At 63.4% G+C, this 22704-nt stretch carries 18 protein-coding genes; 6 read left to right on the top strand and 12 right to left on the bottom strand.

What is annotated here, in order from left to right:
* The first annotated feature begins 148 nt into the window (after positions 1-148).
* Entirely contained in the window at positions 149-2029 is a 1881-nt protein-coding gene (gene estP, locus ACNFBR_RS26290) for an esterase EstP (RefSeq protein ID WP_416737434.1), read from the top strand.
* Between the two features lie 69 nt (positions 2030-2098).
* Here the strand turns inward: estP and trpE are convergent, their stop codons facing one another.
* The 9 genes from trpE to ACNFBR_RS26245 all read right to left on the bottom strand — a co-directional run bounded on the left by trpE (position 2099) and on the right by ACNFBR_RS26245 (position 13006).
* Entirely contained in the window at positions 2099-3580 is a 1482-nt protein-coding gene (trpE, locus tag ACNFBR_RS26285; protein ID WP_416737433.1) for an anthranilate synthase component I, read from the bottom strand.
* Between the two features lie 69 nt (positions 3581-3649).
* Positions 3650-4468: a phosphoglycolate phosphatase gene (locus ACNFBR_RS26280; protein ID WP_416737432.1), complete on the bottom strand. Its 819-nt coding sequence runs from the start codon at positions 4466-4468 to the stop codon at positions 3650-3652.
* A complete protein-coding gene (rpe, locus tag ACNFBR_RS26275; protein ID WP_016484625.1) occupies positions 4465-5139 on the bottom strand; it encodes a ribulose-phosphate 3-epimerase in 675 nt (224 codons plus the stop codon). Before rpe ends, ACNFBR_RS26280 begins: the two co-directional genes overlap by 4 nt.
* A gap of 221 nt (positions 5140-5360) precedes the next feature.
* On the bottom strand, positions 5361-6188 hold the full coding sequence (locus ACNFBR_RS26270) for an ABC transporter permease (protein WP_003260880.1): 828 nt from the start codon (positions 6186-6188) through the stop codon (positions 5361-5363).
* Between the two features lie 10 nt (positions 6189-6198).
* The gene (locus tag ACNFBR_RS26265) at positions 6199-7446 is read right to left on the bottom strand and encodes an ABC transporter permease (RefSeq protein ID WP_416737431.1); all 1248 of its coding nucleotides are present in this window, start codon (positions 7444-7446) and stop codon (positions 6199-6201) included.
* A gap of 60 nt (positions 7447-7506) precedes the next feature.
* Complete coding sequence (locus tag ACNFBR_RS26260) at positions 7507-8541, bottom strand: ABC transporter substrate-binding protein (RefSeq protein ID WP_186690128.1); 1035 nt, start codon at positions 8539-8541, stop codon at positions 7507-7509.
* A 40-nt stretch (positions 8542-8581) separates the two neighbouring features.
* The gene (locus tag ACNFBR_RS26255; protein WP_416737430.1) at positions 8582-9706 is read right to left on the bottom strand and encodes an ABC transporter ATP-binding protein; all 1125 of its coding nucleotides are present in this window, start codon (positions 9704-9706) and stop codon (positions 8582-8584) included.
* Between the two features lie 272 nt (positions 9707-9978).
* Positions 9979-10608 (bottom strand): response regulator, encoded by a 630-nt coding sequence (locus ACNFBR_RS26250; protein WP_416737429.1) that lies wholly within the window; start codon positions 10606-10608, stop codon positions 9979-9981.
* Positions 10609-10618: 10 nt separating this feature from the next.
* Positions 10619-13006, bottom strand: a complete 2388-nt coding sequence (locus tag ACNFBR_RS26245) for a PAS domain S-box protein (RefSeq protein WP_416737428.1) — start codon at positions 13004-13006, stop codon at positions 10619-10621.
* Between the two features lie 95 nt (positions 13007-13101).
* On the opposite strand from ACNFBR_RS26245, the gene ACNFBR_RS26240 reads away from it, so the two are divergent.
* A complete protein-coding gene (locus tag ACNFBR_RS26240) occupies positions 13102-14100 on the top strand; it encodes an alpha/beta hydrolase family protein (RefSeq protein WP_416737427.1) in 999 nt (332 codons plus the stop codon).
* A gap of 34 nt (positions 14101-14134) precedes the next feature.
* On the opposite strand, the gene ACNFBR_RS26235 is transcribed toward ACNFBR_RS26240, so the two are convergent.
* The 3 genes from ACNFBR_RS26235 to ACNFBR_RS26225 are packed head-to-tail and all read right to left on the bottom strand — an operon-like array spanning position 14135 to position 16591.
* A complete protein-coding gene (locus ACNFBR_RS26235; protein WP_416737426.1) occupies positions 14135-14902 on the bottom strand; it encodes a TerB family tellurite resistance protein in 768 nt (255 codons plus the stop codon).
* A 1-nt stretch (position 14903) separates the two neighbouring features.
* Complete coding sequence (gene murU / locus ACNFBR_RS26230) at positions 14904-15575, bottom strand: N-acetylmuramate alpha-1-phosphate uridylyltransferase MurU (protein WP_416737425.1); 672 nt, start codon at positions 15573-15575, stop codon at positions 14904-14906.
* Positions 15572-16591 (bottom strand): aminoglycoside phosphotransferase family protein, encoded by a 1020-nt coding sequence (locus ACNFBR_RS26225; RefSeq protein WP_416737424.1) that lies wholly within the window; start codon positions 16589-16591, stop codon positions 15572-15574. The genes murU and ACNFBR_RS26225 overlap by 4 nt, the downstream gene beginning before the upstream one ends.
* A 130-nt stretch (positions 16592-16721) precedes the next feature.
* Between ACNFBR_RS26225 and ACNFBR_RS26220 the strand changes: the two genes are divergently transcribed.
* From ACNFBR_RS26220 to rsmA, 4 genes are read left to right on the top strand one after another with little or no spacing between them, the layout of a single operon-like run.
* Positions 16722-19523 carry an LPS-assembly protein LptD gene (locus ACNFBR_RS26220; RefSeq protein ID WP_416737423.1) on the top strand — a complete coding sequence of 934 codons (2802 nt, stop codon included), beginning with the start codon at positions 16722-16724 and terminating at the stop codon, positions 19521-19523.
* Positions 19504-20823 (top strand): peptidylprolyl isomerase SurA, encoded by a 1320-nt coding sequence (surA, locus tag ACNFBR_RS26215; protein ID WP_041166352.1) that lies wholly within the window; start codon positions 19504-19506, stop codon positions 20821-20823. Before ACNFBR_RS26220 ends, surA begins: the two co-directional genes overlap by 20 nt.
* Positions 20820-21809: a 4-hydroxythreonine-4-phosphate dehydrogenase PdxA gene (gene pdxA / locus ACNFBR_RS26210; RefSeq protein WP_416737422.1), complete on the top strand. Its 990-nt coding sequence runs from the start codon at positions 20820-20822 to the stop codon at positions 21807-21809. Before surA ends, pdxA begins: the two co-directional genes overlap by 4 nt.
* Complete coding sequence (gene rsmA, locus ACNFBR_RS26205; RefSeq protein WP_416737421.1) at positions 21806-22606, top strand: 16S rRNA (adenine(1518)-N(6)/adenine(1519)-N(6))-dimethyltransferase RsmA; 801 nt, start codon at positions 21806-21808, stop codon at positions 22604-22606. The genes pdxA and rsmA overlap by 4 nt, the downstream gene beginning before the upstream one ends.
* The last annotated feature ends 98 nt before the right edge of the window (positions 22607-22704 follow it).

Raw genomic sequence — 22704 nt, 5'->3', positions numbered from 1 at the left:
CATACGTCCCGGCACAGTAGCCTACCGGGGCCACGGGCGCAATATGCCTGTAAACACGGGGAAACGAATGGACTTGGGAGGGATGCACAGCGATTTGCTAAGGTCGATGGGGTTGTCCCAATAAAAACAAAGAAAAGGATGTTCCCTGATGCGAAAAGCCCCGTTATTGCGTTTTACCCTCGCCACACTGGCATTTGCCTGCAGCCAGGCCTTCGCGGCACCCTCACCCTATTCCAGCCTGATCGTGTTCGGCGACAGCCTCAGCGACGCCGGGCAGTTTGGCGGCGTACGCTTCACCAACCGCGATGCCGATGGCAACTATGCACCAGTGTCACCGATGATCCTGGGTGGGCGACTGGGTGTGAGCCCGACGGAGCTTGGCCCTTCCACCTCCCCGCTCAAACCGGCATTGGGGCTTCCCGACGGCAATAACTGGGCGGTCGGCGGCTACACCACCCAACAGGTCCTCGATTCGATCACCAGCACGTCCGAGACGGTCATCCCGCCGGGCCGCCCCGGCGCCGGGCAGGTTCTAAGGGAAAAACCGGGCTACCTGGCCAATGGCCTGCGCGCCGACCCCAACGCATTGTACTACCTGACCGGCGGCGGTAATGACTTCCTGCAAGGCCTGGTAAACAGCCCGGCCGATGCCATCGCCGCCGGTGCCCGCCTGGCCGCCAGCGCCCAGGCCCTGCAACAAGGCGGTGCCCGCTACATCATGGTCTGGCTGCTGCCTGACCTGGGCCAAACACCTAACTTCAGCGGTACGCCACAACAAAACCCGTTGTCATTACTGTCCGGCGCCTTCAACCAGTCGCTGCTCGGCCAACTGGGGCAGATCGATGCCGAGATCATCCCACTGAACGTCCCTTTGCTGCTGAGCGAAGCATTGGCCAGCCCCAGCCAGTTCGGCTTGGCCAGCGACCAGAACCTGGTCGGCACTTGCTACAGCGGCGAAGGCTGTGTGGCCAACCCGGTATATGGCATTACCGGTACCACACCCGACCCAAGCAAACTGCTGTTCAACGACGCGGTGCATCCGACCATCGCTGGCCAGCAACTGATTGCCGACTACGCCTACTCGATCCTCTCCGCACCGTGGGAACTGACCCTGCTGCCGGAAATGGCCCATGCCAGCCTGCGCGCGCATCAGGATGAATTGCGCAACCAGTGGCAGACACCCTGGCAGGCCGTTGGCCAGTGGCAAGCCTTCGTCGCCAGCGGCGCCCAGGACCTGGACTTCGACGACCAGCACAGCGCGGCCAGCGGCGATGGTCGCGGCTACAACCTGACCGTGGGCGGCAGCTATCGCCTGAACGACGCCTGGCGCCTTGGCCTGGCTGGCGGTGCATACCGGCAGAAGCTGGAAGCTGGCGAACAGGACTCGGACTACAAGCTGAACAGCTATCTGGCCAGTGCCTTTGCCCAATACCGCCAGGACCGCTGGTGGGCCGATGCGGCGCTGACCGCCGGGCACCTGGACTACAGTGACCTCAAACGCACGTTCACCCTGGGCGTGAATGACCGCAGCGAAAAAGGTGACACCGACGGCGAGGCCTGGGCAATGTCCGGGCGGCTGGGCTACAACCTGGCGGCCGACGGTAGCGACTGGCAGCTGGCCCCCTTCATCAGTGCCGACTATGCCCGAGTGAAGGTGGATGGCTACGCCGAGAACAGCGGGCGCTCAACGGCGCTGGGCTTCGATGACCAGGAACGCACCTCACGCCGCCTGGGCGTGGGGCTGTTGGGCAGTGTGCAGGTACTGCCAAGTATCCGGTTGTTTGCCGAAGTGGCGCAGGAGCATGAGTTCGAAGACGACCAGCAGGATGTGACGATGCACTTGACCCGCTTGCCGGCGAATGATTTCACCCTGACCGGGTATACGCCGCACAGCGACCTGACCCGAGCGAGCCTGGGGGTGAGCCATGAACTGGTGGCGGGGGTGCATGTGCGCGGCAACTACAACTGGCGCAAGAGTGATGAGTTGACGCAGCAGGGTGTGAGCCTGGCGGTCAGCTTGGACTTCTGAATTGACGGGGCCGCTTTGCGGCCCTTCGCGGGCGTGCCCGCGAAGGGCTGCAAAGCAGCCCCACTCTGTTTACTTGGCCGAAGTCTGCTCAGCCAGCGCCACGGCACGGAACATCGCCCGGCGCTTGTTGATGGTTTCTTCCCACTCCAGCGCCGGCACCGAGTCGGCAACGATGCCGCCACCGGCTTGCACATGCAGCTCACCGTCCTTGATCACGGCAGTACGGATGGCAATTGCGGTGTCCATGTTGCCGTTCCAGGCAAAGTAGCCGACAGCACCACCGTAAACCCCACGCTTGACCGGTTCCAGCTCGTCGATGATTTCCATGGCGCGGATCTTCGGCGCACCCGACAAGGTGCCCGCCGGCAGGATCGCCCGCAGTGCATCCATCGCCGTCAGCCCTTCACGCAGTTGGCCGGTAACGTTGGAGACGATGTGCATCACGTTGGAATAACGCTCGATCACCATTTTTTCGGTCAGACGCACGCTACCGGTCGAAGACACACGGCCCACGTCGTTGCGGCCCAGGTCGATCAGCATCAGGTGCTCGGCAATCTCCTTGTCGTCCGACAGCAGGTCGTCTTCCAGCGCGCGATCGGCCTCTTCGGTCGCGCCACGCGGGCGGGTGCCGGCAATCGGGCGCACGGTGACCAGGTTGTCCTCGACACGGACCAGCACCTCGGGCGAGCTGCCGACCACGTGGAAGTCACCGAAGTTGAAGAAGTACATGTACGGCGTCGGGTTGAAGCAGCGCAGCGCGCGGTACAGGTCTATAGGCGCAGCCTTGAAGTCGATGGACATGCGCTGCGACGGCACCACCTGCATGCAGTCACCCGCCAGGATGTATTCCTTGATGCGGCCGACGGCGTTTTCGTAATCCTCACGGGTGTAGCTGGAACGGAATTCCGGCTCGGCAGCCTGCGGGCCGCTCAGGTCCAGGCCGCGGCGCGGGGTGATGGGCTGACGCAGGGTTTCCAGCAAGCCCTGCAGGCGAGCCTGGCCCTGCTCGAAAGCCTGTGCCTCAGCCGGATCGACCAGCACAATGGCGTGCATCTTGCCCGCCAAGTTGTCGAACACCACTACCGCATCGGACACCATCAGCAGGATATCCGGTACGCCCAGCGGGTCCGGGTTTGGGCTCGCGCCCAAGCGCTTTTCAACATAACGCACGCAATCGTAGCCGAAGTAGCCGACCAGGCCGCCGTTGAAACGCGGCAAGCCGGGGATGTCGGCAACCTTGTAGCGGTCCTTGAAGGTTTCAACGAACGCCAGCGGGTCTTCGACATCATGGCTTTCCACTTCCACGCCATCCTGCAGGATGCTGACGTGGTAGCCATGCACACGCATCACCGTGCGCGATGGCAAGCCGATCATCGAATAGCGGCCCCACTTCTCGCCGCCCTGCACCGATTCGAGCAGGTACGAGTTGGGCTGGTCGGCCAGTTTCAGGTAGATCGACAGCGGCGTGTCGAAGTCGGCCAGGGTTTCGCAGGCCAGGGGAATGCGGTTGTAGCCGGCAGCGGCCAGGCGCAGAAATTCTTCGCGGTTCATGAGTAGCCTCGGGGCAAGCAGCAATAGGTCAGGCAAACGGACGGGCCGGCACGCGCCGGCAGGCAAAAGTCAGGCGCGCCAACGCCAACGGGCCAGGGCCTTGATGACTTTCATCCAGAATTTGCCAGTAACCACCACGGTGGGCTCTCTGTCTTGTGAGGCTTGAAGGTCCGCCAACGTTATCCCAGTGGCCGGGTCTGCGCAACCGGGCAGCAAAGCACGCAGGTCGTCGATCACCAGGCTGGGAGACTCGTCATCGATCGGCCGGCCATGGTTGTAACCGTAGGTCAGGCCCACGCACTGCACGCCAGCCGCCTTGGCGGCCAGCACGTCACTGCGCGAATCGCCGACGAACAGCGACTGCTGCGGGGTAACGCCAGCCATCTGCATGACAAACAGCAGCGCCGCCGGGTCGGGCTTTTTCTGCGGCAGGGTGTCGCCGCCAATGATCCAGCGGAAATAGCGGCCGATCTTCATCTGATCCAGCAGCGGGCCAACAAAACGCTCAGGCTTGTTGGTGATCAGTGCCATCTCCACACCCTGCTTGCGCAGCCAGCGCAGGGTGTCCTGCACGCCGGGATACACCACAGTCAGCTCATGGCTTTCGGCGTAAGCATCCATGAACAACGCCAGCGCCTGCTCAGCAAGCGCATCGTCCACAGTGGTGTGGTCGATGCTTCCTGCCAATGCCCGGCGCACCAGCACCTGGGCGCCATTGCCAACCCAGTGGCGCACCGCTTCGAGGCCAGCAGGCGGGCGCCCCAGTTCGAGCAGCATACGGTCCACGGCGGCGGCCAGGTCTGGCACGGAATCGATCAGGGTACCGTCCAGATCGAACATCACCAGCCTGGGCAGCGTCCCCGGGAACAGCTGCTCGAAGCCACTCATGGGCGGGCCTGGGCCAGTTCGGCGCGCATCTTGGCGATGACTTCCTGGTAGTCCGGGGCGTTGAAGATCGCCGAGCCGGCCACGAAGGTGTCGGCGCCAGCGGCAGCGATCTCACGGATGTTGTTGACGTTGACGCCGCCATCGATCTCCAGGCGGATATCACGGCCACTGGCGTCGATCAGCGCGCGCGCTTCGCGCAGCTTGTCGAGGGTGCCGGGGATGAACTTCTGCCCGCCGAAGCCTGGGTTGACGCTCATCAACAGCACCATGTCGATCTTGTCCATCACATACTTCAGGGCATCCAGGCTGGTGGCCGGATTGAACACCAGGCCGGCCTTGCAGCCACCGTCCTTGATCAACTGCAGCGAACGGTCGATGTGCTGAGTGGCTTCCGGGTGGAAGGTGATGTAGGTGGCGCCGGCTTCGATGAAGTCGCCGATGATGCGGTCGACCGGGCTGACCATCAGGTGCACGTCGATCGGCGCGGTAACGCCGTACTTGCGCAGGGCAGTGCAAACCATCGGACCGATGGTCAGGTTGGGGACGTAGTGGTTGTCCATGACATCGAAGTGGACGATGTCTGCACCCGCAGCCAATACCTTGTCGACATCTTCACCCAGACGGGCGAAATCGGCGGAGAGAATGGAGGGGGCAATAGCGTAGGGCTGCATGGCGCACCTGTTGGCAGAATCACGGTGGCGCGCATTGTAACTCAGGCGAACGGGTAGAGGCTGATTGGTATCAATCGGTGTCGACCAGCTGCTGCAACCTGTGCGGGCCTCTTCGCGGCTGTAGGAGCAGCCTGGTGCTGCGAAGAGGCCAGTAGGGCTTGAGAACAAATTTTGCCTTACCGGCCTCTTCGCAGCACCAGGCTGCTCCTACAGTGACTCACTCAGGCTGGCTGCTGGGTTCTCAGCTTCTCGCTGCGCCCACGCAACCACTCCAGGGTCAGCAGCAACACCACCGAAAAGGCGATCAGCAAGGTCGCCGCCGCGGCAATGGTCGGGCTCAGGTTCTCGCGAATACCGCTGAACATCTGCCGTGGCAGGGTCGCTTGCTCCGGCCCGGCCAGGAACAGTGTCACCACCACCTCGTCAAACGAAGTGGCAAATGCGAACAGCGCACCTGAAATGACACCGGGCGCGATCAGCGGCAGGGTCACCCGGCGGAACGTCAGCAGCGGCGAGGCACCCAGGCTGGCCGCCGCACGCACCAGGTTGTAGTTGAAGCCCTGCAACGTTGCCGACACGGTAATGATGACGAACGGCACACCCAGCACCGCATGCACCAGAATCAACGAGGTAAAGCTGTTGCCCATACCCAGCGGGGCAAAGAACAGGTAGCTGGCGACCCCGATGATCACCACCGGCACCACCATGGGTGAAATCACCAGCGCCATCACCAGCGACTTGCCGGGGAAGTCGCCACGGGTCAGGCCGATGGCCGCCAAGGTGCCGAACACCATGGCCAGCACCGTGGCTGCCGGGGCAACGATGATGCTGTTCTTCAACGCCCGCATCCACTCGGCCGAGCCGAAGAAGTCCTGATACCACTGCAGCGAGAACCCCTGCAGCGGATACACCAGGAAGCTGCCACTGTTGAACGACAGCGGCACGATCACCAGTACCGGCAAGATCAGGAACAGCAGGATCAGGCCGCAAAGAATGCGCAGGCTATAGAACCAGACCCGCTCCACGGGCGACATGTATGGGCTCAGCATGACAGGCTCCTCAGCTCAGGCGCAGGCGGCTGGCGCCGACCAGCCAGCTATAGATCAGGTACAACAGCACGGTCGCCAGCAGCAGCAGCCCGCCCAGCGCGGTAGCCATGCCCCAGTTGATGCTGGTGTTGGTGTAGAAGGCGACGAAGTAGCTGACCATCTGGTCGTTCGGGCTACCCAGCAGCGCCGGGGTGATGTAGTAGCCGATGGCCAGGATGAACACCAGCAGGCAACCCGCGCCAACACCTGCGTAGGTCTGTGGGAAGTACACCCGCCAGAAGCTGGCGAATGGGTGGCAACCCAACGAGATTGCCGCACGCATGTAGCTTGGCGAAATGCCCTTCATCACGCTGTACAGCGGCAGGATCATGAACGGCAGCAGAATGTGCACCATCGAGATGTACACGCCGGTACGGTTGAACACCAACTCCAGTGGCTGGTCGATGATGCCCATGGCCATCAGCGCACTGTTGATCAGGCCGCCCGACTGCAACAGCACGATCCACGCCGCCACCCGTACCAGGATCGAGGTCCAGAACGGCAGCAGCACCAGGATCATCAGCAGGTTGCTCTGCCGGGTCGGCAGGTTGGCCAGCAGGTAGGCCAACGGGTAGGCCAGCACCAGGCAGATGGCGGTAATCACCACACCCATCCACAGGGTGCGGGCGAAGATATCCAGGTAGATGGCCTGGTCCGGGGTGGCCTTGGCCAGTTCGCCAAGGTCGTCGATACGGTGGTCGAGCGAAGCCAGCAGGTAGAACGAGGTCACCGTGCTGGTGTTACGGCGGATTGCCTGCCAGTAAGCCGGGTCGCCCCAACGCTCGTCGAGGGCCTGCAGGGCATCTTTATAGGAAGCCGGTTCACTCTTGAATGGCAACGCCCGCGCGGTCTTGGCCAACAGGCTGCGGTAACCGGCCAGTTCCATGTTCAGGCGCTTGGACAGGTCGCCAAGGGTCTGGTTCTTGCGCGACTCGGCCAGGTCCTGGCTCAGCGCCTTGTACACGTCTTCGCCGGGCAGGCTCTTGCCATCCCACTGGCTGATGACCTCGACCGTGCGCGGCAGGCCGCCGACCACTTCCGGGTTGCCGACGCTCTTGTACAGCAGCGCCGCGATCGGCACCAGGAACACCAGCAGAAGAAACAGCGCCAGCGGCGCGATCAACGCCTGCGCCTTCCAGCGGTTGACCCGCTCGGCGTGCTTGAGGCGCTGCTTGAGACTTGGACCTGCGCCTTCTTTGAGGGGCACTGCAATGGCCATGGCGAACTCCGCAATACAGGCTGAAATGGGGGCCGCTTGGCGGCCCCGCATACTGGACGTTTACTTCTTCGCCGCCCAGGCGTTGAAGCGTTGCTCCAGCTGCTCGCTGTTGTCGGCCCAGAAGGCCACGTCGATCTGCACCTGGTTGGCGATGTTCTCAGGCGTGGTCGGCATGTCCTTTTTCACCTCATCCGACAGCAGGCTCACAGCCTTGGAATTGGCCGGGCCATAGGCGATGTTCTCGGAGTAGGTCTTCTGCTGCTCGGGTTGCACGCTGAAGGCGATGAATTTCTTCGCTTCGTCGGCATCCTTGGCACCTTTCGGGATGGCCCAGGCGTCGAAGTCGTAGATGCCACCGTTCCACACCACCTTCAGATTGCTCTCCTTCTGCACGGCGGCAATGCGACCGTTGTAGGCCGAGCTCATGACCACATCACCCGACGCCAGGTACTGCGGCGGCTGGGCGCCGGCTTCCCACCACTGGATGCTTGGCTTGAGTTCGTCGAGCTTCTTGAAGGCGCGGTCCACGCCCTCCTTGGTGCCCAGCACCTGGTAAACGTCCTTCGGCGCCACGCCGTCGGCCATCAGGGCGAACTCCAGGGTGTACTTGGCGCCCTTGCGCAGGCCGCGCTTGCCCGGGAATTTCTTGGTGTCCCAGAAATCGGCCCAGCTGGTGGGTGCTGTTTTCAGCTTGTCGGCGTTGTAGGCCAACACCGTGGACCATACAAAGAAGCCCACGCCGCAAGGCTGGATGGCACCCGGCACGTAATCGGCCTCATTGCCGAACAGGGCCGGGTCGAGCTCCTCGAACATGCCCTCGTCGCAGCCACGAGCCAGCTCCGGCGATTCCACTTCCACCAGGTTCCACGACACGCTCTTGGTGTCGACCATGGCTTTGACCTTGGCCATTTCGCCGTTGTACTCACCCGCGACGATCTTGCCCTTGCCGGCCTTTTCCCACGGCTCGTAGAACGCCTTTACCTGGGCTGCCTTGTTGGCACCGCCGAACGAGACCACGGTGAGGTCTGCGGCCATGGCCTGGCCAGCGGCGAACAGCCCCAGGGCCAGGGCGGTCAGTTTCAACTGCTTGCGCATTATTATTCTCTCCACAGTACAGGGTTGGTGAAGCAATCCATCAATGGGCTTCGGCAATTGGATCGAGCGCGCGGGCGTGCTCCACCTCCCAGCCCAGCGGTACCACATCGCCCACGGCCAATGCCGGGTCGAGCTCGGCAATCGGCTGTTTCACGAAGAAGTCGCCCTTGCCGCAAACTTCCAGGCGCACCCGCACGTGGTCGCCCAGGTAAATGAATTCGGCCACCCGGCCAGAGAAGCGATTGACGCAGCTTTCGCTGTGGCCGTTCAGGCGCACACGCTCCGGGCGAATCGACAGGGTTACCGGCTCGCCGGCCTGGCCGACGTTCACCGCCAGCGCCTCGACCCGCTCGCCACGCGGCAACTGCACCTGGCAGCGTTTGCCATCGCTGGCCAGCAGGGTGCCGTTGATGCGGTTGTTCTCGCCGATGAAGTTGGCGACGAAGGTATTGCAGGGCTCTTCGTACAGCGTGCGCGGGTCGGCGATCTGCTGGATCTCGCCCTGGTGGAACACGGCCACGCGGTCAGACATGGTCAGCGCTTCGCCCTGGTCGTGGGTCACATACACCACGGTCACGCCCAGGCGCTGGTGAATGTGCTTGATCTCCATCTGCATGTGTTCGCGCAGCTGCTTGTCCAGTGCGCCGAGTGGCTCGTCCATCAGCACCAGCTGCGGCTCGAACACCAGTGCCCGTGCCAGCGCCACACGTTGCTGCTGGCCGCCGGATAGCTGCCCAGGGTAACGCTTGGCGAAGGCATCGAGCTGGACCATGTTCAGCACGCGTTTGACCCGCTCGCTGATGTCGGTCTTGCTCAGGTTGCGCACGGTCAGCGGAAAGGCCAGGTTCTCGGCCACGGTCATGTGCGGGAACAGCGCGTAGTTCTGGAACACCATGCCGATGTCACGCTTGTGCGGCGGCACATTGTTGATCGAGCGCCCGGCCAGCTGGATTTCGCCGGCGGTGGGGGTTTCGAAACCGGCCAGCATCATCAGGCTGGTGGTTTTGCCAGAGCCGGACGGGCCAAGCAGGGTAAGGAATTCGCCCTTGCGGATATCCAGGTTGAGGTCTTTGACGATCAGCGACTCGCCGTCGTAGCTCTTCTGCACACCACGGAAGCTGACCAGCGTTTCGCCGGTTGCAGCGTTCGACTTCGCCTCGCTCATGCCTGCACCTTCTTGTTGGATGACTGCGTAGGCAAAAGAGTAGAAGAGGCGCAAGCGCCCGAAAATCGGGGGGGCTGAGAGAATGCCATCATCCAGATGGAAGATTCGCTGTAGGGAATGCCCTACAAGGATGGCGGGATTGGAATGCCCTTCCGAGTCACCCACTAAACCTGTGGGAGCGGGCATGCCCGCGAAGAGGCCGGTTCAGCCATAGAGATCAGCAGGCCAGGCCCTTTCGCGGGCATGCCGCACCCACAACGGGGATGTCGCAATCAGACCAGCTTGTGCTCCATGGCGTACTTCACCAGCTCCGCCAGCGAGTTCACCTTCAGCTTCTGCATCAAGCGCGCCTTGTGCGTGCTGATGGTCTTGCTCGACAGCGCCAGCTGCTGGGCGATGTCGTTGACGTTGGCACCTTGGGCCAGGCGTTCGAACACCGAAAACTCCCGCTCCGACAACAGCGTGTGCAACGGACGCGACTCGGTCAGGCCGACTTCGAACACCATGCGATCAGCCAGCGCCGGGTCGATGTAGCGCCCGCCGCTGGCCACCCGGCGAATCGCCGTCAGCAACAGCGCCGGGTCGCTGTCCTTGGTGGCATAACCGGCGGCGCCCGCTTTCAATGCCCGCGCCGCCATCTGCGCTTCATCGTGCATCGACAGCATCAGGATGGCCGGTGCATCCTGCAATGCGCGGATCCGCGGGATCGCTTCCAGGCCATTCACCCCCGGCATCGAGATATCCAGCAATACCACCTCGCACGGCGTGTGCCGCAGGGTTTCGAGCAACTGCTCGCCATTACCGGCCTCCCCCACCACCTGCATGTCCTTGGCCAGACCAATCAACTGCTTGATGCCTTCACGGACAATGGTGTGGTCTTCGGCCACCAGCACTCGAATCACGCTCGCTCTCCTACTCCAACGGAATGGCCACGCTCAGGCTGGTGCCTTCGCCCGGTTGACTGTCCAGCGCCATGCTGCCACCCAGCATCAGCACGCGCTCGCGCACCCCCACCAGGCCGAACGAGGTGGGCCGGGTCTGCTCGCGGCAGAAACCCTGGCCATCGTCACTGACCGTCATGCGCAACTGACCGTCCTCATGCACCAGTTCGATCTCCACGCTGTGGGCCTGGGCGTGACGCATCACGTTGGTCAGCGCTTCTTGAAGAATACGAAACAGCCCGGTGGCCTTGGCATCGCTCAATGCTGGCAGATTATCCGGTACTTGTACCAGGCAGGGGATTTGCGTGCGGGCCTCGAAGCGCCGCGCCTGCCATTCGATGGCCGAGGCTATGCCGGCATCGAGAATCGGCGGGCGCAAGGCGGTGGCCACATCGCGCACCAGCTGGAACAGCTGCGCGATCAGGCGCTTCATGCTGGTCAGGCGTTCGTTCAGGCCTGGGTCCAGCTCGGCGAATGCCAACTCGCACATCGACACTTCCAGCTTGAGCACGGTCAGCATCTGCCCCAGCTCATCGTGCACTTCCCGGGCGATACGCGCCTTTTCTTCTTCACGCACGCTTTCCAGGTGGGCCGACAGTTCGCGCAGTTGCTCCTGGGATTTGGCCAACGCCAGCTCGGCCCGCTTGCCCTGAGTGATGTCCCACACCACACCGTCCCACACCACTTGGCCGCTAACCAGGCGCCGGGTGCTGGCCTTGATGTCGGCCCAGCGCTGTTCGCCCTGGCGGGTGAGGATGCGCCCCTGCCAGGACCAATCCTGGTCGCTGGCCAGGGCCAGGTCTTGCACCCGATGGTAATCGGCGCGGTCCTCGGGGTGCACCAGGTTGCGCAGGCCCATCTGCGGGTGCTGGATCTCGCCGGGTGTGTAGCCCACCAGCGCCTCGCTGCCCTCACTGATATAGGGGAACTCCAGGTCGCCCTCGGCCGGGTCGCGCTCCAGGCGGAACACCAGCCCCGGCACGTTGCCGGCTATGCCCTTGAGCCGCGCCTCGCTTTCGCGCAGCGCCGCCAGCGCGCGATGGCGCTCGGTGACATCGGCGAGGTAGACCACCAGGTACTCGGAATCACGAAAGCGCAGAAAACTCAGCGACAGCTCCACCGGCAGCAAGCTGTTATCGGCCCGCCGGCACTGCGCCTCGAACTGACCCACACCGCCCGCCCCCGTACGCGCGCCCTTCCAAAGCTCCAGCCAGCGGTCCATGTTCAGGCTTGGCTCGAAGTCGCTCAGCGGCCGCTCCAGCAGCTCGCCCTCGGCGTACCCCAGCATGCGTTCGGCAGCGTGGTTGGCGTAGCGCACGTGGCTGTCCCAATTGACCCAGAGGATACCCACCGTACTCTGGTCGATGGCGAACTGGCTCAGGCGCAGCGCCTCCTCACGCACTTGGCGCTCCACCAGGTTTTCCCGCGTGGCCAGTAGGCTGCGCTCCAGCTGGCGCTGCTGCCGGCGTTGCCACACCAGCGTGGCCAGCGCGCACAACAGCAGCATGCCAAACAACAAGGCCAGGTTTTGCCAGAAGCCAGGCGACTCGCTCAGGCGTGGGTACTTGGGCTGCAACCAACGCTGGTGCAGCTGTTCCAGCTCCTTGGCCGGCAGCGCCTGCAAACCACGCTCAAGGACATCGGCCAACACAGGCCAGTCGCGCCGCGAACCGATGCGCAGCAGCTGCGGCAGGCCAATATCGCCGACCACTGCCAGTTCGCCGAACTCGCTCTCGCGTGACAAGCGGCTGAGCTGTGCTTCATCCAGCACGGCGAAACTGGCCTGGCCGCCCACGACCAACTGCAGCGCTTCACGCTCGTTGGGTACCCCCTGCACGTTGAGGTTGCTGTAGTTACCGCGCAGGTAGTCCGCCAACGGGCTGGGCATGCGTACCGCCACACGCTGCTCGGGTTCAAGCTTTTCCAGCTCCACCGCCATGGCCCCGGTGCGCAGCCCCACCACCAGTTGCGGCACGCGCATGTACGGGTCGCTGAACAACCACAGGCGCAGGCTGGCTGGCGTCTGGGTAAGGCCAGGGGCGAAGTCGATTTCGCCGCTCTGCAGGGCATGCTCCAGGCTGGCCTGGTCGCTGAAGTTGCGCCAGGTAAGGTCCAGCCGCAGCGCCTGTGCCAGGCTGTTCACCAACTCCACATTGGCCCCGTACAGTTGCTGCAGGCGCCGATCGAACTGGGCGTAGGGCGCCTGCAGCACCAGGCCGACACGCAAGCTGCGGTGGGTGTCCAGCCACTGCTGCTGGGCAGGCTCCAGCACCACGGAGGGCTGCGCCTCGGGCCTGGCCAATGCCATCAAGGGCAGCCACAAGCAGCCGATAACCAACAGGCGACGCATTCGCTTCATCTACACGCTCGTCTTGGCAAAGGCGGCCATGCAGCATGGCCGCCACGGGCAAATACTATTAGGCTGCCGGTATCATTCTGGCCTTGGGTCGACTCATGTCCACACTTTATCGCACGACGCTGGCAATGTGCTGCCTGGCCTCGCTCCTTCCACTCGGCGCCCTGGCCGCCGATGCCGAAACACCACCTGTCAGCAGCGCCGCACCGGCGACTGAAGCGCCGCGACCACCGCTGCTGGAACGCAGCCAAGAGGATGCCCAGGCGCTCGAACGGCTGGTGCCCAAAGCCGAGCAACAGACCCTGCAGGCGGGTGCCGAGAGTTTCCTGGCCCTGTGGAAACCGGCCAACGACAGCGACCCGCAGGGCGCGGTGATCATTGTCCCGGGTGCTGGCGAAACGGCCGACTGGCCGAATGCCGTCGGCCCGCTGCGGCAGAAATTCCCGGATGTCGGCTGGCACAGCCTGAGCATCAGCCTACCCGACCTGCTGGCCGACAGCCCACAGGCGCGAGCCGAAGCCAAGCCCTCTGCCGAGCCGGAAAAGCCCAAGGGAGAAAGCGCTCCGGCCAAGGACGTACCTGCCGACGCCAATGCCAATGTCGCCCAGGCCACTGCGGCCGATGCCGACACGGCGCAAGGCACCGACGCCGAACAGGTCAGCGAACAGAACGACCCGGCCGACGCCGAACGTATTTTCGCCCGCCTGGACGCCGCCGTGGCCTTTGCCCAGCAACACAACGCCCGTAGTATCGTGCTGGTCGGCCATGGCAGTGGCGCCTATTGGGCGGCCCGCTACCTGAGCGAGAAGCAACCGCCGCAGGTGCAGAAACTGGTGATGGTGGCTGCGCAGACGCCGGCACGGGTAGAAGATGATCTGCAAAGCCTGGCCCCAACCTTGAAGGTGCCCACGGCCGATATCTACTACGTCACCCGTAGCGCTGACCGCAATGCCGCCGAGCAGCGCCTGCAGGCCAGCAAACGGCAGAAGGATAGCCAGTACCGGCAGCTGTCGTTGATTGCCATGCCGGGGAACAAGGCTGCGGAGCAAGAGCAGTTGTTCCGCCGCGTGCGAGGGTGGATGAGCCCACAGGGTTGAGCTGAAATCGATGGGCCGCAAAGCGGCCCGTTTTTTACAGGCCCCGCCGTTTGCGGATCATGGCATAGGCCTGATGCAACTCACGGGTACGCTCGGTCGCTTCACGCACTTGCGCCTCGCTGGCGCCGGTACCCGCCAGCTTGTCCGGATGATGCCGGCTGACCAATCGGCGGTAGGCCTGCTTGACCTTGTCAGCATCGGTATCGGCCTCCACCGCCAGCAAGCGCAACGCTGCCGCATAGGTCATGGGTACGCCTTCTGCTGTCGGGGCCTTGCGCGGCTCGTACTCCAGCGACATGGCCTGCACCTGGCGCCGGCTCATGCCCAGCTTCTGCCCCCAGTCCAGCAGCAACTCACGCTCCTTGTTACCCATCTTGCCGTCAGCCCAGACCATGCGCCAACAGGCCCGCAAGGTGCCTTCGGCAGCATGGGGCTGCTGGCGGATACGCCGCAGGTGCCCGCCCAGCCGGTCCTTGCCCGCCTTGCCACGGTTGAACGCATTGATAGCGCGCAGCCGAGCTGCCTCGGCCAGGTCCAGGCGCACCATCTCCTGACGCGCCTGCTGGATATGCTGCTCCCCCACCCGGCCATCGCACTTGGCCAGGCGCCCGAGCATCACGAACAGCAACTCGTCGTCGCGCAAGGCCGAGCGCCCGCCCAGGCGCTCGCGCATGTCGTCCCAGCCTTGCAAGCGCAGCCGGCGGTCCATGGCCTGCCCAAGCAAGGCACCGAGCAAGGCACCCGGAATGCTCGCGACGGCAAAGCCGGCACCTACACCAATCACCGTGCCTGGCCACCACATGTCAGGCGCGCTCGCCAATCAAACGCTCAACCTCGGCCAAGCGTTCGAGCGTGCCGACATCCACCCAGTGCCCTCGGTAGTGTTCACCCGAGACCTTGCCGGCGGCCATGGCCTGGCGCAACAACGGTGCCAGCTTGAAGGCACCCGCCTGGCAACCTTCGAACAGCGCCGGGCGCAGTAGCGAAATGCCACTGAAGGTCAAGGTGCCGGGCGCGTCGTCACCATCGACCACTTGCTCGCCCAGCAGACGGAAGTCACCACGGCCATGATGGCCAGGGTTGTCGACCAGCACCAGGTGAGCCAAGCCTTGCAGCGGAGCCTGCAGGCGGGCGAAGTCGTAGTCGGTCCAGACATCGCCGTTCACCAACAGGAATGGCGCGTCACCCAGCAAAGGCAGGGCCTTGAAGATGCCGCCGCCGGTTTCCAGCGGCTCGCCTTCCGGCGAATAGCGGATGCTCAGGCCGAAGCGGCTGCCGTCACCCAGATGATCTTCGATTTGCTGACCGAGCCAGGCGTGGTTGATCACCACTTCGGTGACGCCCGCCGCCGCCAGGGCGCGCAGGTGATATTCGATCAGCGGCTGGCCGGCGACCGGAACCAACGGTTTGGGGGTGTGCAGGGTCAGCGGGCGCATGCGCTCGCCCTTGCCCGCAGCCAGGATCATTGCCTTCATGCACGCGCTCCGGCCTGCAACTGCGCAATCAGCTCACCCAGCTCCGCCAATTCGGGCCGGCGACCGATCACTTCATTTATATAGGCGAAGAAACGCGGCACGTCGCCCAGGTAACGCGGTTTGCCGTCGCGGTGGCAGATGCGGGCAAAAATACCGATCACTTTCAGGTGGCGCTGCACACCCATCAGGTCGCTGGCACGCTGGAACGCCTCGAAGTCGGCCTGCAGCGCAATACCGGCCGCCTGCGCCTTGTGCCAGTAGTCACGCAGCCAACCTTCGACCCGTGACTGCGGCCAGCTGAGGAAGGCGTCCTTGAACAGGCACGTGATGTCGTAGGTGACCGGGCCGTACACCGCGTCCTGGAAGTCCAATACGCCGGGGTTTGGGGTGCTCTGCATCAGGTTGCGTGGCATGTAGTCGCGGTGTACCAGCACCTTGGGCTGGGCCAGGGCGCTGTCTATCAGCAACTGGCTGACGCGCTGCCAGGTGGCCTTCTGGGCATCGGTGAAGGCCAGGCCCAGTTCACGCCCCACGTACCACTCGGGGAACAGTTCCACTTCACGGCGCAGCAGGGCGTCGTCGTAACTGGGGAGCGGCGCATCCATTGGCAAACGCTGGAACTTGAGCAAGGCATCGATGGCATCGGCGAACAAGCTGTCGGCGTTGTCGGCATCAATGATGTCCAGGTATGTCTGGTGGCCCAGGTCGCCCAGCAGCAGGAAGCCGCGCTCCAGGTCCTGGGCGTGAATCAGCGGCACGTGTACGCCGGCGCTGGCCAGCAGGTGGTCAATGGCGACGAACGGTCGGCAGTTTTCCTGCGGGGGTGGCGCATCCATGATCACGAAGCTGTGGCCAGCGCCCTGCCAGCGGAAATAGCGGCGGAAGCTGGCGTCGCTGCTGGCAGCCGTCAAGCTGCCTGCAGGCACTTCGCCCCAGGCGTTGTTGCGGAAAAGCTCATCGAGCTGCTCATCGAGCCAGGCGGTCAGTTGTTGCAGGCGTACATCGTGTTCAGGCATTACAAGGGTCTCCGACGGCCCTAGCCGTCAAGCGGGTCATGCTTTATTATCCAGCATCTTTTTCAGACCATCGAGAGGCGTGCGGCCCCACACGCGGGCAGATGGCACGCAGGAAGCCCGGACTAATAAGATGGCATTGAAATCCCCCGCGTTTCGTAGAAAGTTTCCGTTGCTGGTAACCGGCGGTCTGCTGGCCCTGCAACCTCTGGCCAGCTCATACGTAGTGGCAGCCGAACAGTTCGACTGCCAAGTGTCCGCCGCCGGTGGCTGGGACTGCAAGCCCAAGGCCCCAGTCAACAACCTGCCACCGCGCCCGGTGCACGAAGGTGCGGCCGTAAGCGCCGGCAGCGAAGCCGCGAGCGAAAGCGAAACCGCGGACCGGCCAATGTTGGTTACCGAGGCCAAGGGCCGTGCCCTGAAGTCGCGCAGCGAAGACTACAGCCACCTGGACTGGGTACCGCGTGAAAAGCTCACCGCCGCGCAACTGGCCGAAACCGGCCCGTACTGCGGTGGCGCCTATGTCGAGCCAACCCGCCCGGGCATGGCCGACACCACGCCGAAGGACGAGTCGCCGACCTACATCAACGCCAAGGTGTCCAAGTACCAGCAGGAGCAGCAGATCGCTACCCTGGCCGGTGACGTGGTGATGCGCCAGGGCAGCATGCAGGCCGAGGCCGACGAGGCCAACCTCTACCAGACCGAAAACCGTGGCGAGCTCAAGGGCAACGTCAAGATCCGTGACAACGGTTCGCTGGTGGTCGGTGACGAGGCACAGATCCAGCTCGACACGGGCGAAGCCCAGGTCGACAACGCCGAATATGTGATGCACAAGTCGCACATTCGCGGCAGCGCCCTGTACGCCAAGCGTGGCGAAAACGCCATCATCCGCCTCAAGGACGGTACGTACACCACCTGCGAACCGGGCAGCAACGCCTGGCAGCTGAAGGGCAACAACATCACCCTGAACCCGGCCACCGGTTTCGGTACCGCGACCAACGTTACGCTGCGGGTCAAAGATTTCCCGGTGTTCTACACACCGTACATCTACTTCCCGATCGACGACCGTCGACAGTCCGGCTTCCTGCCGCCATCGTTCAGCACCAGCAGCGACACCGGCTTCATGCTGGTCACGCCGTACTACTTCAACCTGGCGCCGAACTACGACGCCACGTTGTACCCGCGTTACATGGCCAAGCGCGGCCTGCTGATGGAAGGCGAGTTCCGCTACCTGACGCCTTCGAGCGAAGGTCAGTTTGGCGGTGCCTACCTGAACGACAAAGACGATGATCGTAAAGACCAGACTGACTACAAAGATCAGCGCTGGATGGTCAACTGGCAGCACAAGGGCGGGTTGGACGAGCGCCTGATGACCGAGGTGGACTACACCGACATCAGCGACCCGTTCTACTTCCAGGACCTGGAGTCCGACCAGATCGGCGTGGAAAGCCGCGACCTGCTGAACCAGCAGGGTGCGCTGACTTACCGTGGCGACAGCTACACCGCACGACTGAACGTGCATGCCTACGAGATGGCGACCATCTCGCAGATCACGCCGTATGATCGTCTGCCGCAGGTTACCTTCAACGGTACGTTGCCGTTTGAGCCGGGCGGCCTGAACCTCGCCTACGAGACTGAAGCTGTTCGCTTTGAACGGGACCTGAAGAGCGGGACTGTAAGAAATAAAGATGGCGAACTCGATACCTCTGCTGGCGAAGATGGCCGCAGGATCGACCAGAACGTTTCGGGTATTGCACGCGCTAACGGCACTCGCCTGAATTTCGCGCCTTCGATCAGCTTGCCGATGCAAGCGAGCTATGGCTATCTGACACCCAAGCTGAAGTACGCGTACACCCATTACGACCTGGACTTGGACAGCCAAGGCAAAGCGCAGGCCATTACTCAATCGGCTAACCCTGCCTACGGTAGCTACAACAGTTCGCTCAACCGCGATGTTCCGATCTTTAGCGTCGACAGCGGCCTGTACTTCGACCGCAACACCTCGCTGTTTGGCACAAACTACAAGCAAACGCTTGAGCCGCGTCTGTTCTATCTCAATGTCCCGTACAAGGATCAGAAAGACATCCCGCTGTTCGACTCGGGCGAAACCCTGTTCAGCTATGACTCGCTGTTCCGCGACAACCGCTTCAGCGGTACCGACCGTATCGGCGACGAAAACAAGCTTTCGCTGGGCGTGACTACCCGCTGGATCGAAGAGAACGGTTTCGAACGCCAGAACTTCAGCATCGGTCAGGCGTACTACTTCAAGGATCGCAAAGTCCAACTGCCAGGTATCGACTACCGTACCCGCAAGGATTCGCAGTCCGACGTATCGCCATACGCATTGCTGTACAACTACTACTTCAACCGCGACTGGCGCTTCAACTCGGACTTCAACTGGGACCCGGACAGCCGCAGCACCCGTTCGGGCAGCGCGATGTTCCACTACCAGCCTGAAGACAACCCGAACAAGGTGGTCAACCTGGGTTATCGCTACCGCAACGACACCATTTCCTACGACTCCACGACCGGTACGTGGAAAGTGGGCGGCGGCGACTACGGTACCCCGGGCAGCCCGAACTACATCAAGGACTACTACAAGATCCAGCAGCATGACTTCTCGGTCATCTGGCCGATCGTTCCGCAGTGGAGCGTCATCGCTCGCTGGCAGCATGACTACAACCGCAACCGCACCCTGGAAGCCATGGGCGGTTTCGAGTACGACAACTGCTGCTGGAAGCTGCGCCTGATCAACCGCTACTGGATCGATTACGACGACTTCAGCCAGGCACTTCCGCAGAACGAAAAAGGCGACCACGGTGTCTTCCTTCAGATCGTCCTGAAAGGCCTCGGTGGCGTAGTTGGCAACAAGGTCGAATCTTTCCTCGACCAAGGCATTCAAGGTTACCGTGAACGTGAAGACCAAGCTTATTGATCGTCTGCGCCCAGTGTTGCTGGGCGCCGCTTTGCTGAGTGGCGCGGTGCATGCCGCGGTACAACCTCTTGATCGCGTGGTGGCCATCGTCGACAACGACGTGGTCATGCAAAGCCAGCTGGACCAGCGCGTCCACGAGGTGCAGCAGACCATCGCCAAACGTGGCGGCGGCGTGCCGCCCACTGGCGCCCTGGAACAGCAGGTGCTGGAACGCCTGATCGTCGAGAACCTGCAGTTGCAGATCGGCGAGCGCTCCGGCATCCGCATCACCGACGAAGAGCTGAACCAGGCCATCGGCACCATTGCCCAGCGCAATGGCATGTCGCTGGACCAGTTCCGCGCCGCCCTGGCCCATGACGGCCTGTCGTTCGACGACGCTCGCGAGCAGGTCAAGCGCGAGATGATCATCAGCCGCGTGCGTCAGCGCCGCGTGGCCGAGCGCATTCAGGTGTCCGAGCAGGAAGTGAAGAACTTCCTCAACTCCGACATGGGCAAGATGCAGATGTCGGAAGAGTACCGCCTGGCCAACATCCTCATCCCGACTCCGGAAGCCGCCAACTCGGATGATATCCAGAAGGCCGCGCGCAAGGTCGGTGACGTGTACCAGCAACTGCGCCAGGGCGCCGACTTCGGCCAGATGGCGATTGCCAACTCGGCCAGCGAAAACGCCTTGGAAGGCGGCGAGATGGGCTGGCGTAAAGCCGGCCAGCTGCCACCTGACTTCGCCAAGATGCTCAGCAGCATGCCGGTGGGTGAAATCACCCAGCCCATTCGCATCCCCAACGGCTTCATCATCCTCAAGCTCGAGGAGAAGCGCGGTGGCAGCGAGAACGTGCTGCGTGACGAAGTGCATGTACGCCACATCCTGATCAAGCCAAGCGAGATCCGCAGCGAAGCGGCCACCGAGCAACTGGCCGAGCGCCTGTACGACCGCATCAAGAACGGCGAAGACTTCGGCGAGCTGGCGAAGAGCTTCTCGGAAGACCCGGGTTCGGCGCTCAACGGCGGCGACCTCAACTGGGTAGACCCGAACAGCCTGGTACCGGAGTTCCGTGAGCAGATGGCCAACGCCCAGCAAGGCGTCGTGACCAAACCGTTCAAGACCCAGTACGGCTGGCACGTTCTGGAAGTGCTGGGCCGCCGCGCCACCGACAGCACCGAGCAGGCTCGCGAACAGCAGGCCCTGAGCGTACTGCGCAACCGCAAGTACGACGAAGAGCTGCAAACCTGGCTGCGCCAGATCCGCGACGAAGCTTACGTTGAAATCAAGCTGCCTGGCGCTGACCAGGCCGCCCAGTGAAGCCCCTGCGCTTCGCCGTCACACCCGGCGAGCCAGCCGGCATAGGCCCCGACCTGTGCCTGCTGCTCGCCGCAGACGCCCAGCCCCACCCCCTGATCGCCATCACCAGCCGTGACCTGCTCGCCGAGCGGGCCACGCAGCTGGGGCTGGCTGTCGACCTGCTGCCGGTAGCGCCGGGCCAATGGCCCGAGCAGCCGGCGCCAGCGGGCAGCCTGTACGTCTGGGATACCCCGCTGTCGGCCCCGGTAACGGCTGGCCAGCTCGACAAGGCCAACGCCGCGTTCGTGCTGGAAACCCTGACCCGCGCAGGCCAAGGCTGCCTGGACGGGCATTTCGCCGGGATGATCACCGCCCCTGTGCACAAGGGTGTGATCAACGAAAGCGGTATCGCCTTCTCCGGGCATACCGAATTCCTTGCCGAACTGACCCACACCGCGCAAGTGGTGATGATGCTGGCCACCCATGGCCTGCGCGTGGCCCTGGTGACCACGCACCTGCCGCTGCGCGATATTGCCGATGCCATCACTGCCGAGCGCATCGAGCGCGTAACCCGTATCCTGCATGCCGACATGCGCGACAAGTTCGGCATTGCCGACCCGCGCATCCTGGTGTGCGGCCTCAACCCGCACGCGGGCGAGGGCGGCCACCTGGGCCGCGAGGAAATCGACATCATCGAGCCGACCTTGGCCCGCCTGCGCACCGAAGGCATGGACCTGCGCGGGCCGCTGCCGGCCGATACCCTGTTTACCCCCAAATATCTGGAGCACTGCGATGCGGTGCTGGCGATGTACCACGACCAGGGCCTGCCCGTACTCAAGTACAAAGGCTTTGGCGCTGCAGTGAACGTGACCCTGGGCCTGCCGATCATCCGCACATCGGTCGATCACGGCACCGCCCTGGACCTGGCCGGCACCGGCAAGGTCGACACCGGCAGCCTGCGCGTCGCGCTGGAAACCGCCTACCAGATGGCCGAGAACCGACCATGAACGAGCAATACCAACACCGGGCGCGCAAGCGCTTCGGCCAGAACTTCCTGCACGACGCCGGCGTCATCGACCGCATCCTGCGTGCCATCAATGCCAAGGCTGGCGAACACCTGCTGGAAATCGGCCCGGGCCAGGGCGCCCTCACCGAAGGCCTGCTGGGCAGCGGTGCACAGCTGGACGTGGTGGAACTGGACAAGGACCTGGTGCCGATCCTGCAGCACAAGTTTGCCGGCCGCAGCAACTTCCGCCTGCACCAGGGCGACGCGCTGAAGTTCGACTTCAACCAGCTCGGCGTGCCGCCGCGCAGCCTCAAGGTGGTGGGCAACCTGCCCTACAACATCTCCACCCCGCTGATCTTCCACCTGCTCAGCCATGCCGGGCTGATTCGCGACATGCACTTCATGCTGCAGAAAGAAGTGGTCGAGCGCATGGCCGCCGGCCCTGGCGGTGGTGACTGGGGGCGCTTGTCGATCATGGTGCAGTACCACTGCCGCGTGGAGCACCTGTTCAATGTCGGCCCTGGCGCCTTCAACCCGCCGCCGAAGGTGGATTCGGCCATCGTCCGCCTGGTGCCGCACGAAGTGCTGCCACACCCGGCCAAGGACGCGAAACTGCTGGAGCAGGTGGTACGCGAGGCGTTCAACCAGCGCCGCAAGACCCTGCGCAACACCATGAAAGGCCTGCTCGACAGCGCAGCCATCGAGGCTGCCGGCGTGGATGGCAGCCTGCGCCCCGAACAGCTCGACCTGGCGGCCTTCGTGCGCCTAGCCGACCAACTGGCTGATCAGCAAGCCTGATATCGCCTGTACCGGTCTATTCGCGGGCTTGCCCGCTCCCACAGGTAAATCACCCCCTGCAAATGTGGTGAGATCCTGTGGGAGCGGGCAAGCCCGCG

Origin of the sequence: Pseudomonas sp. NY11955 (assembly GCF_048068035.1) — a bacterium.
In the GTDB taxonomy this organism is placed as follows: domain Bacteria; phylum Pseudomonadota; class Gammaproteobacteria; order Pseudomonadales; family Pseudomonadaceae; genus Aquipseudomonas.
This window is presented reverse-complemented; position numbering and strand designations above follow the sequence as displayed.